We start from the raw sequence: 10,938 nt of genomic DNA, 5'->3' as shown, positions 1-10,938 counted from the left end.
ACTGCCGCGCGCGCGCCGCCGATCTGCGCGTTCGCCGCCGCGGCGCGGCGTTCGGCCGCCGCGATATCGGGACGGCGTTCGAGCAGCGTCGACGGCAGCGCGACCGGGATCGACGGCAGCGGCAGTTCGACCACATTCGGTGGCAACGAAAACTTCGATGCGGATTCGCCGACGAGACTCGCGATCGCATGCTCGTACAGCGCGCGCTGCGCACGGATGTCTGTCGTTTGCGCGCGCGCATTGTCTAGCTGGTTTTGCGCGCGGGCGACATCGAGGCCCGAGGCAGCGCCGCCTTCGAAACGGTTCTGGGTCAGCTTCACGGCCTGCTCGTATGCGGTCACCGTATCGACGAGCAGTTTTTCCTGCGCGTCGAGGCTGCGCAGAATGATGTAGTCGTCGGCGAGTTCAGCATGCAGCGACAGGCGCACGGAGGCGAGGTCGGCGGCGGCGGCCTGCGTCGTCGCCTTGCCTGCGGCGATCGAGTTGCGCACGCGACCCCACAAGTCGAGTTCGTAGCCGAGCGAGGCGCCGACGATGTTGTCGCCGTAGTACGACGGCTGCGAAGCGGAACGCAGCGCGCGATGGTCGGATTGGCGATTGCGCGTGGCGAGGCCGCCGGCATTGATTTCGGGAAACTCGGCGCTGCCGGTCTGGGCGAGGTAGGCGCGCGCCTGATCGTAGCGGTCGACCGCTACGGCGAGATCGGGATTGGCGGTGTCGACCTTCGCTTCGAGACCGTCGAGCGTGGCGTCGCGATAATCACGCCACCAGTCGCCGCGTTCGAGCTGATCGGATGGTGTGGCGTTGCGCCACGGGCCGAGTTCCTTGTACGTGTCGGCGATGTCGGTTTTCGGCGTTTCGTAGGTTGGCGCGAATGAGCAGCCGGCGAACGCCGCGGTCGCGACCGCGAGCGTCAGCGTGCGCAGCACGAGCCCGGCGCGGTTCATTGCTTGCTTCCTTCGCCGGCATGTGTGGCGGCTATGGAGGTGGCGACTTTCTCGGGCTGCGCCGGGCGCACCTTGTCGCCTTGCGCGAGCCAATCGGGCGGACTGTCGATGACGCGGTCGTCCGGAACGAGGCCGTTGACGATCTCGACCTTGGTGCCGTAGTCGCGTCCGATCTCGACGTTCTTCATCGTCACCTTGTCGTCCTTGCCGAGCGTCGCGACGCGCAGGCCGTTCTGGCGGAAGATCAGCGACGTCACCGGCAGTTGCAGTGCACCGGCCGCGGCGGGCAGATCGAAATGCACGTCGGCGTACGAACCGGCGATGAGCTTGCCATCGGCGTTGTCGGCTTCGAGTTGCACGAGCAGGGTGCGCGAAGACTCGCTGATCGCATTCGCTGTGCTCACCACGGACGCAGGGAAACTTTTCCCGTGCCGTTCCGGGAATTGCAGTTGCGCCTGCATGCCGGTCGTGATGCGCTCGGCATAGGCCTGTGGCACTTCGACGTAGATGCGCAGCTTGTGCGTGTCGGCGACGCGAAAGAGTTCCGGTCCGCTGCCGCTGCCGGCGTTGATCAGCGCGCCGAGGTCCGTCTTGCGTTCGGTGACGGTGCCGTCGAACGGTGCGACCACGCGCTTGAACGACGCCATCGCTTGCAGGCGATCGACGTTGGCGCGTTGCGCGTTGACTTCGGCCTTGCGCGCTTCGAAATCGCTGCTCTTCTCGTCGGCCTCCTGTTTCGACACGGAGGTCGAGGCCAGCATCTTCTGCCAGCGCTGATTCGTCGTCTCGGCAAGCTTCTCCTTCGCCACCGCGGTGGCGAGGTCCGCGCGTGCCTGCTGCAATTGCTGATCGAGTTCGGGCGTCTCGATCTCGGCGAGCACCTCGCCGGCCTTCACCTTGGCACCGATGTCCACGTACCACTTCTTCAGATAGCCGGAGACGCGCGCATAGATCGGCGCGTCGTACCAGGGCTGGATGTTGCTTGGCAGTACAAGTTCCTGTTTTGAGTCGCCCGGTGCCGGCACGATCACGGCAACGGTCGGCACGGCATCGGTTTCGATCTTCTGCTTGAGGGCGTGTTCGCGCAGCGTGCGCGCAGCGATGCCGGTCAGCGCGAGCGCCAGCGCGATGACGAGCGCGACGATGCCGACGAGGCGCAGGCGGCGCAGGGAGGGTCGTTGGAGGCGAGCGGAATCGGACATGGCGTGGAGATCGGAGGCGGAAATCGTCAATGCGTCGGAACGGCGAGCGGCGTGGAGTCCGGCGTTTCGGGACCGGGCCGCACGGCCTGGTCGCGCGCATGCAGGATCGCGAACACCGCGGGCACGAAGAACAGCGTTGCGCAGGTGGCAAAGATCAGGCCGCCGATGACCGCGCGACCGAGCGGCGCATTCTGTTCACCGCCTTCGCCCATCGCGAACGCCATCGGCAGCATGCCGATCAGCATCGCCAGCGCGGTCATCAGCACGGGACGAAAACGAATGTAGCCTGCTTCGATCGCCGCAGTCAGCGCATCGGCACCCTGCGCCATGCGGTCGCGCGCGAAGCTGACGACGAGCACGCTGTTCGCCGTGGCGACGCCCATGCACATGATCGCGCCGGTCAGCGCGGGCACCGACAGGGTGGTGCCGGTGAGGAACAGCATCCAGACGATGCCGGCAACCGCGGCGGGCAAGGCGGTAACGATGATGAACGGATCGAGCCAGGACTGGAAATTGACGACGATGAGCAGATAGATCAGCACGATCGCGCCGGCGAGGCCAAACAGCAGGCTCGAATACGATTCTTCCATCGTCTGCACCTGGCCGCGCAGGGCGACGGTCGAGCCGGGCGGCACGTCCTTCGCGGTCTCGCGCAGGATCGCTTCGATCTCGCGCGAGACCGCGCCGAGGTCGCGCCCCTGCACCGAACCGTAGAGGTCGAGCGTGGGCTGTACGTCGTAGTGCGAGACGACGCCGTCGCCCTGGCCACGCGTCACGCTGGCAACACCGGCGAGGATCTGGCGCTGCTTGCTGCCCGGGCCGGTGATCGGAATGTTGTCGAGATTGCTCAGCGTGTCGAGCTTGTATTGCGGCGTCTGCACGACGATCGGGTAGGAAACGTGGTTCTTCGGATTGACCCAGAACGTCGGCGCGACCTGGCCCGAGCCCGAGAGCGAGACGAGCAGGTCATTGGCCACGTCACGCTGGCTGAAGCCCATTTCCTGCGCGCGCACGCGATCGACGTTGACACGCAGCTCGGGCTGGTCGAAGGCCTGCTGCAGGTGCAGGTCGACGATGCCGGGGATGCGCTTGAGCCGGTGTAGCAATTCCTCGGCGTAGGCGCGATTCTCCTCGCGCTTGAAGCCGATGATTTGCAGGTCGATCGGCGCGGGCAGGCCGAAGTTGAGGATCTGGCTGACGATGTCGGCCGGCAGGAACGAGAACGTCGCGCTCGGGAATTCGCGCGGCAGCGCCTCGCGCAGCGCGGCGATGTAGTCGTCGCTCGGGCCATGCTCCTCGTTGAGCGAAATCAGGATGTCCGCATCGGCCGGTCCGATCGGCGCCGAGTTGGAGTAGGTAATGTTGATGCCGCTGACCGGCAGGCCGATGTTGTCGACCACGCTCTTGAGCTCGTCGGCCGGAATGATGCGGCGGATGGTCTTCTCGACTTCGCTGGCGAGGCGCGCGGTTTCCTCGATGCGCGTGCCGGTCTGCGCGCGCATGTGCAGCTTGATCTGACCCGCGTCGACCGAGGGGAAGAAGTTTTCGCCGAGCCATGGGATCAACAGCAGCGAAGCGAACACGACACCGAGAAAGCCGAGCGCGAACGCGCGCGGCCGCGTCAGCGCGAGTTCCAGCAGTCCGCGATAGTGCTCGCGCAGATCCTCGAAGCCGCGCTCGAAGCGACGCTGGAAGCGCGACAGGATGCCGTAGCCACCGGCCATGTGCTCGGTCGCGTCTTCGCGTATCGCGTCTTCGATCGGATGCGTGGTCGGCGCATGCGGATCGACGTGCGGTTTGAGCAGATACTTGCACAGCGTCAACGCGAGCGTGAACGACAGGATGTACGAGGCGATCATCGCGAACACGACGGCCTCGGCCATCGGCACGAACAGATAGCGCGCGACGCCGGAGAGGAAGAACATCGGCACGAACACGATGCAGATCGCGAACGTGGAGACCAGCGTCGGCACGGCGATCTGGCCCGCGCCGGCGACGATCGCGACCGGCACCTCCTTGCCCTGTTCGAGATGCCAGTTGATGCTTTCGATCGTGACGGTGGCGTTGTCGACGAGGATGCCGACGGCGAGGGCGAGGCCGCCGAGCGTCATCACGTTGATCGTCTCGCCGATCGCGGAAAGCGCCGCGATCGAGCACAGGATCGACAGTGGAATCGACACGGCGATGATCAGCGACGAGCGCCAGCTGCCGAGGAATAGCAGGATCATCAGGCTCGCGAGCGCCGCGGCCATCACGCCCTCGCGGATCACGCCGGACACTGCGGCTTTGACGAAGATCGATTGGTCGAGCAGCGTGCCGACCTCGAGACCTTTCGGCGCACCGGCCTGGATCGTCGGCAGCAGGTGTTTGACGTGGGCGACGATGTCGAGCGTGGAGGCCTTGCCGTTCTTCTGGATCGTGGTCAGCACCGAGCGCTGGCCGTTGACGAGCACGAGGTTCTGTTGCGGCGAATAGCCGTCGCGCACGTGGGCGACGTCGCTGAGCTTGATCACGGTACCGCCGACGGCCTTGATCGGCAGCTCGTTGAGTTCGTCGAGTTCCTTGGGACTACTGTTGAGCGTCACGTTGTATTCGAAGGTGCCGATCTTCTGCGTGCCCGACGGCAGGATCAGGTTCTGCGCGAGGATGGCCGTGGTCACGTCCGACGGCGAGAGTCCCTTCGAGCGCAGTGCGTTCGGGTCGAGGTCGACGACGACTTGGCGGTTCTTGCCGCCGTAGGGCGAGGGAATCGCCGCGCCTTCGACCTGCGCCAATTGCGGACGGATGAAATTGTTGGAGAGATCGAACAACTGCTGGTCGGTCAGCGTCTTGCTGATCAGCGCAAGCTGCAGCACCGGCACGCTCGACGCGCTGTAGGAAAGAATCTGCGGTGGCGTGATGCCGGGGGGTAGACGTTTCAACACGACCTGAGCGATCGCGGTCACCTGCGCCATTGCCGCGTTGACGTCGACGTTGGGCTGGAAGAACACCTTGACCACGCCGACGCCGGGCAGCGACTGCGACTCGACGTGTTCGATGTCGTTCACCGTCGTCGTCATCTGCCGTTCGAAGTAGGTGACGATGCGGTCGGACACGTCGTCAGGCGCGAGGCCGTTGTAGGTCCATACCACGCTGATCACGGGCAGGTTGATGTTCGGAAAGATGTCGACCGGCGTGCGCAGGACCGACAGCGGACCGATGATGAGGATAAGGATGCCCAGCACGATGAACGTGTAGGGGCGGCTGAGCGCGATCTGGACTAACCGGTTCATGCGTGCAGGGCAAAAGGATTCGGCGCGTTGTGACCGGCGATGCTATGGATTGTTGTGCGCGTAGCTAGTTAAAGGATTTTAATATTGGCTTTTCCGGCTGCGTTTCGTGGCTTACTCGGCATCCCGCAATCCCATGATCCGCAAACCCGCCCGGCCATCCATGAACGCGACGACCAGCGCCCATTCCGGTCGCATTCTCGTCATCGAGGACGACGACAGCACCGCCGAGGAAATCGTGGCCGAGTTGACCTCCCATGCCTTCCGGATCGACCGGGCCGGCACGGGAAACGAAGGGCTCGCGCTCGCCTTGCAAGGCGGCTACGACGTGATCACGCTCGATCGCATGCTGCCCGACATCGACGGACTCAACGTCGTCGGCGCCTTGCGCGCGCGGCGCATCCAGACGCCGGTGCTCATGATCAGTGCGCTTTCCGACGTCGACGAGCGCGTGCGCGGCCTGCGCGCCGGCGGCGATGACTATCTGACCAAGCCGTTCGCCTCGGATGAAATGGCCGCGCGCGTCGAGGTACTGCTGCGCCGCCATGCCCAGGCATCGGAGCCCACCCAACTGCGCGTACGCGGTCTGGTGCTCGATCGCGTCGCGCACAACGCGTTCTACGGCGACCTCGACCTCGATCTGAAACCCACCGAATACCAGTTGCTCGAATTCCTCATGCGCAACTCGGGTCAGACCTTGACCCGCACGATGATTTTCGAGGCCGTATGGGGCTATCACTTCGATCCCGGCACGAACCTTATCGAGGTGCATATCGCCGGGCTGCGCAAAAAGCTGGAGCAGGCGGGATGCCCCGCGCTGATCCAGACCGTGCGCGGCTCCGGCTATCTGTTCGGCCCGATATGACGATGCGTGCAGCACGGCGTCCGGGCGTATCCTGCGGCGATGCTCGCTGAACTCTGGCGCATCACGAGTTTTCGTCTCACTGTGCTCTACGGCGGGCTGTTTTCGCTGGCCGTCGTATGCCTGTTCGCGCTGATCTACTGGCAGACGGCGCGCTACCAGAACCAGCAGGTCGATCAGATTCTGCTCAACCAGGCGCATGTGTTCTCGACGGCGACGACGGGCGAGCTCGACAAGGACATCGCCTACGAGATTGCGCGCGACATTCGGCATATCGGTTTCTTCGGCGTTTTCGCGCCGGACGGACGGCCGCTCGCAGGCAATCTTGCGTGCGTGCCGCGCGAGCTGGTGCTGAACGGCAAGCCGCAGGCATTGCCCGTCAATCGCAATGCCGACCTGTTTGCGCAGGCGCTCGAGGTTCGTGCGCTGGGCAAGACGCTGGACAACGGCGATGTCCTTGTCGTGGCGCGCGACGTCGCCGTGCTCGAACAGATCCGCCAATCGCTGCTGCGCGGCTGCTTCCTGATCGCCGCGGTGATCCTGCTGCTCGGCGTGCTCGGCGGGGTGTTCTACAGCCTGCCGGCCGTGCGCCATATCCGCGAAATCGATCGCGCGGCGCGGCGCATCGCCGAGGGTGACTACAGCCAGCGCCTGCCGCTGGGCATACGTAATCGCGAGCTCGACGCACTCGCGCAGATCGTCAATGCCATGCTCGACGAAACCGAGCGCCTCATGGGCGAGGTGAAGACCGCGAGCGACAACATCGCACACGATCTGCGTACGCCGCTGACCCGGCTGCGCGCGTCGATCTATCGTACCCAGCAGTCGCTGGAAGACCTGTCTCCGCATCATGCCGCGCTCGACCACGCGTTGACCCAGACCGATCTGCTGCTGACCCGTTTCCGCGCGCTGTCGCGCATTTCGGAGATCGAAAGCAAGCGCCGCCGCGCGGGATTTTCGCCGACGCCGCTGGAACCGATTCTGCGCAAGCTCGTCGGGTTGTACGAGCCGCTCGCGAATCAGGGCGACGTGCGATTGACGCTGGGTGTCGCCTCGGACGCGATTGTCGACTGTGATGGCGAGTTGCTGTTCGAGGCGATCGGCAACCTGCTCGACAACGCGATCAAGTTCACGCCTGCTGGCGGGATGATCCGCGTCGGGCTCGATGTCGACGAAGCAGGGCCGGTGATTTCGGTCGCTGATTCGGGGCCGGGAATTCCATCGGATCTGCGCAAATCCGTCCTGCAACGGTTTTATCGTGCCGACGAGGCACGCAACGTGCCGGGCAGTGGACTGGGACTGAGCCTGGTCGACGCCATCGTGCGCCTGCACGGTTTCGGTTTCGTGCTGGACGAGACGAGCGAAGGTGGCGTATGCGCGCGCATCCTTTGCCGACAACAACGACCGCTGCGGTAAGTGGCCGGTCTTCTCGCGCGCGTCCGCAAAAAATTCCCTGACAGTCAATTGGTTACGTCTTTGTACCTAAGTCCAATTGGTCGGCGGCCTCGCGGCTGGAACCATTGCTTGTCAAAGAACTGTAACAATGAATTTCTAACATGCGCGCAGACGAGCGGGGCCCGTGTGGCAGAAGCGTGCACGCGGTCGACACAGACTCCAGTCCTTCAACTCCACTACCCCGAGGTGTCCAAATGAAGCACTACAACAAGCGTGCGGCCACGGCCGCGAAGAAATCCGTGCTTTGCACCGCGGTCTTGGCCGGTCTGGCCATGTCCGCCAATGCGCTGGCTGCCGATGACGGCACCCTGACCTGGAACGGCGTCACCCTGTACGGCGTCGTCGACATCGGCGTGGCCTACCAGAGCCACGGCGCTCCGTTGAGCCAGGATATCTACGTCGGTCTCGATTATCTGGTGAGCAAGAACGGCAACAAGTCCACCACGTCGCTCGCGCCAAGCGGCCTGAGCCAGTCCAAGGTCGGTTTGAAGGGCACCGAGAAGCTGACCGACGACCTCGACTTCGTGTTCAACCTCGAGATGGGCTTCAACCCGACCTCGGGCAAGCTCGCCGATGCGCCGGCTTCGCTGATCCACAACAACGGCCTAGCGATCACCGATCAGAAGACCGGCGCCGACGGCAGCCGTGCCGGCCAGGTGTTCAACGGCCCGGCGTTCGGCGGCATCAGCTCGAAGGAATTCGGCACGCTGACCCTCGGCCGTCACAACACGGTACTGGCCGACGTGATCGGCAAGGACGATCCGCAGGGCGGCTCGTACGCGTTCTCGGTGATTGGCTATTCGGGCGCCACCGCGGGCGGCGGCAACACGGAAAACGTGCGCGCCGACAATTCGATCAAGTACAACTACAAGTACCAGAACTTCCGCGTTGCCGCGATGTGGCAGTTCGGCAAGAACGACGGCAGCCCGGGCGACGGTGGCCAGGTTTCGGTCGGCGCCGATTTCGGCGGCCTTTCGGTCGACGGCGTCTACGCGTTCAAGAACACTTCGATCGCCGCCGGTTCGCTCAGCGCGGCGCAGATCGCTCCGTGCACGGGCACCAAGGTGCCGCCGGCCTGCGGCTTGTCGCATGATTCTCTGGCCGCGACGATCTCGGACAACGAGTCGTGGACGTTGGCAGCCAACTACAAGCTCAACGACCAGTGGAAGTTGTTCGGCGGCTACGAGCACATCACCTATTCGAACCCGTCCAATCCGCTCGCGGCGGGCTTCGACGGCCTCGGCGGGTACGCGATCAGCGTGACCAACAACAACGCCTACGCGTTCGACAAGAAGCTGCAGGTCTCCTGGATCGGCGCCAAGTTCCAGCTCAACAAGGAATGGAGCCTGACCGGCGGCTACTATCACTACGACCAGAACGACTACCATTCGGTGGTGCAGAACGGGGTTGCGGTGCGTGCTCCGTGCTCCAACACGAGCTTTGGCCAGTGCAGCGGCAATCTCGATGCGTTCTCGTTCGTCGCCGACTATCGCTTCACCAAGCGCTTCGACACCTATGCGGGCGTCATGTACTCGAAGGTTGCGGATGGTCTGGCCAACGGTTACCTGCACGACAACAACACCAACGTGATGGCGGGTTTCCGCTTCCAGTTCTGATCCGGGCGACATCTGCGTCAATGAAAAGGCCGGGACTCGTCCCGGCCTTTTTCTTTTTTGCGGATTGTCCCGGATCAGGGCGGCGCCTCCTGCTTGCGCAGCATCATTTGCGCTTCGTCCGAGGTCGGATAGATGTAGGGCGCGACGCCACGTTGTTCGAGCGCTTCGCCGAGCTTGATGCGCAGGAAGCCGCTCGTCGTATAGCGGGTGACGCCGGAATAGTTGTGGTCCATCAGCTCGCGCACCATCGCGGCGTAGTCGTCGAGCAGTTCTGGGGCGACGCTGAAGTTGTCGTAGTTGACGATCGCGTAGACCTTGTGCCCGACTGGCGCGAGTGTCTGCTTGACCGTGCGCGCGATCGCGGCGATGTCGGCCTTGCTGCGCACGCTGAAGCGTTCGAGGTTGACGAAGAACAGGTCCTGCTGCGCGTCATAGGAAAAACGCGCGTCGAGCGGCAGCGCGAGCAGGTCATCGCGCAGGCGCATCGGCGCGTCGGCGAAAATGCGCGCATCCATGGTCGCGGGATCGTGCGGAATGGAAGGCTTGAAATCCATCAATGCCAGGATGTCGCGCTCGATGTCGATACCCGGCGCGACTTCGGTCAGCACGAGGCCGTCATCGCCGAGCGTGAACACGCAGCGTTCGGTCACGTAGAGCACCGGCTGGCCCTGCGCAAGCGCGTAGTCGCCGCTGAAAGTGACGTGCTCGACCGCGCGCACGAACTTGCGTTCCGTGCCTTCGTGCACGATGGCCAAACGGCCGCCTTCGACGGCGATGCGCAGCTTGCCGGCGATGAAGCTGCCGACGAACACGACTTTCTTCGCCTTCTGGCTGATATTGATGAAGCCGCCGGCACCGGCGAGCTTGGGCCCGAATTTGGACACGTTGAGATTGCCGCGCGCATCGGCCTGCGCCAGGCCGAGGAAGGCGACGTCGAGGCCGCCGCCGTCGTAGAAATCGAACTGGTAGGGCTGGTCGATCACCGCCTGCGTGTTCGTCGCCGCGCCGAAGTTGAGGCCGCCGGCCGGAATGCCACCGATCACGCCGGGTTCGGCGGTCAGCGTGATCAGGTCGATCACTTTCTCTTCGTTGGCGACGCTGGCGATGCCTTCGGGCATGCCGATGCCGAGATTGATGACCGAGTTCGGTTTCAGTTCGAGTGCTGCGCGGCGCGCGACGATCTTGCGCTCGGACAGCGGCAGCGGCGGCAGCGAACCGGCGCGCACGCGCAACTCACCGCTGAATGCCGGGTTGTAGTGCGTGGCGAACGTCTGCCAGTGATGCTCGGGCTCGGCGACGACAACGCAGTCGACGAAGATGCCGGGCACCTTGACCTGGCGCGGATTGAGGCTGCCGTTCTCGGCGACGCGTTCGACCTGGGCGATGACGATGCCGCCGGAATTGCGTACCGCCATCGCGATCGCGAGCGCTTCGAGCGTCAGTGCCTCCTTCTCCATCGTCAGGTTGCCGTCGGCATCGCCGGTGGTCGCGCGGATGATGCCGATGTGGATCGGGAAGGCCTTGTAGAACAGGCATTCGTGGCCACCGAGCGTGGTCAGCTCGACGATGTCCTCGGTCGTCTTCGCA

Annotated in this window: 7 protein-coding genes; 3 read left to right on the top strand and 4 right to left on the bottom strand. The window is 64.2% G+C overall.

Annotation, left to right across the window (positions count from 1 at the left end; genetic code table 11):
- The 3 genes from VF497_RS14835 to VF497_RS14825 form a co-directional block, all read right to left on the bottom strand.
- A partial coding sequence (locus tag VF497_RS14835) for an efflux transporter outer membrane subunit (protein ID WP_330890073.1) occupies positions 1-947 on the bottom strand: 947 nt, incomplete at its 3' end.
- A complete protein-coding gene (locus tag VF497_RS14830) occupies positions 944-2,149 on the bottom strand; it encodes an efflux RND transporter periplasmic adaptor subunit (RefSeq protein ID WP_330890071.1) in 1,206 nt (401 codons plus the stop codon). The genes VF497_RS14835 and VF497_RS14830, both read right to left, overlap by 4 nt.
- 26 nt (positions 2,150-2,175) lie before the next feature.
- Positions 2,176-5,421: an efflux RND transporter permease subunit gene (locus tag VF497_RS14825; protein WP_330890069.1), complete on the bottom strand. Its 3,246-nt coding sequence runs from the start codon at positions 5,419-5,421 to the stop codon at positions 2,176-2,178.
- Positions 5,422-5,581: 160 nt separating this feature from the next.
- On the opposite strand from VF497_RS14825, the gene VF497_RS14820 reads away from it, so the two are divergent.
- From VF497_RS14820 to VF497_RS14810, 3 genes are all read left to right on the top strand, one after another.
- Entirely contained in the window at positions 5,582-6,283 is a 702-nt protein-coding gene (locus VF497_RS14820) for a response regulator transcription factor (RefSeq protein ID WP_330890067.1), read from the top strand.
- Between the two features lie 39 nt (positions 6,284-6,322).
- Positions 6,323-7,696, top strand: coding sequence for a HAMP domain-containing sensor histidine kinase (locus tag VF497_RS14815; protein ID WP_330890065.1), 1,374 nt, complete (start codon positions 6,323-6,325; stop codon positions 7,694-7,696).
- 233 nt (positions 7,697-7,929) lie between these two features.
- A complete protein-coding gene (locus VF497_RS14810) occupies positions 7,930-9,351 on the top strand; it encodes a porin (protein WP_330890063.1) in 1,422 nt (473 codons plus the stop codon).
- A 74-nt stretch (positions 9,352-9,425) separates the two neighbouring features.
- On the opposite strand, the gene VF497_RS14805 is transcribed toward VF497_RS14810, so the two are convergent.
- Positions 9,426-10,938 (bottom strand): acyl CoA:acetate/3-ketoacid CoA transferase (locus VF497_RS14805; protein WP_330890061.1); only part of this gene is annotated, 1,513 nt, incomplete at its 5' end.

Source organism: Rudaea sp. (assembly GCF_036383415.1).
In the GTDB taxonomy this organism is placed as follows: Bacteria; Pseudomonadota; Gammaproteobacteria; order Xanthomonadales; family Rhodanobacteraceae; genus Rudaea.
The sequence above is the reverse complement of the archived record's forward strand: the minus strand, read 5'-3'. Positions and strand labels throughout refer to the sequence as shown.

Coding starts and splice junctions, on each gene's coding strand:
- VF497_RS14820 (WP_330890067.1), top strand. CDS start 5,582: ATGAACGCGACGACCAGCGCCCATTCCGGTCGCATTCTCGTCATCGAG.
- VF497_RS14825 (WP_330890069.1), bottom strand. CDS start 5,421: ATGAACCGGTTAGTCCAGATCGCGCTCAGCCGCCCCTACACGTTCATC.
- VF497_RS14830 (WP_330890071.1), bottom strand. CDS start 2,149: ATGTCCGATTCCGCTCGCCTCCAACGACCCTCCCTGCGCCGCCTGCGC.
- VF497_RS14810 (WP_330890063.1), top strand. CDS start 7,930: ATGAAGCACTACAACAAGCGTGCGGCCACGGCCGCGAAGAAATCCGTG.
- VF497_RS14815 (WP_330890065.1), top strand. CDS start 6,323: ATGCTCGCTGAACTCTGGCGCATCACGAGTTTTCGTCTCACTGTGCTC.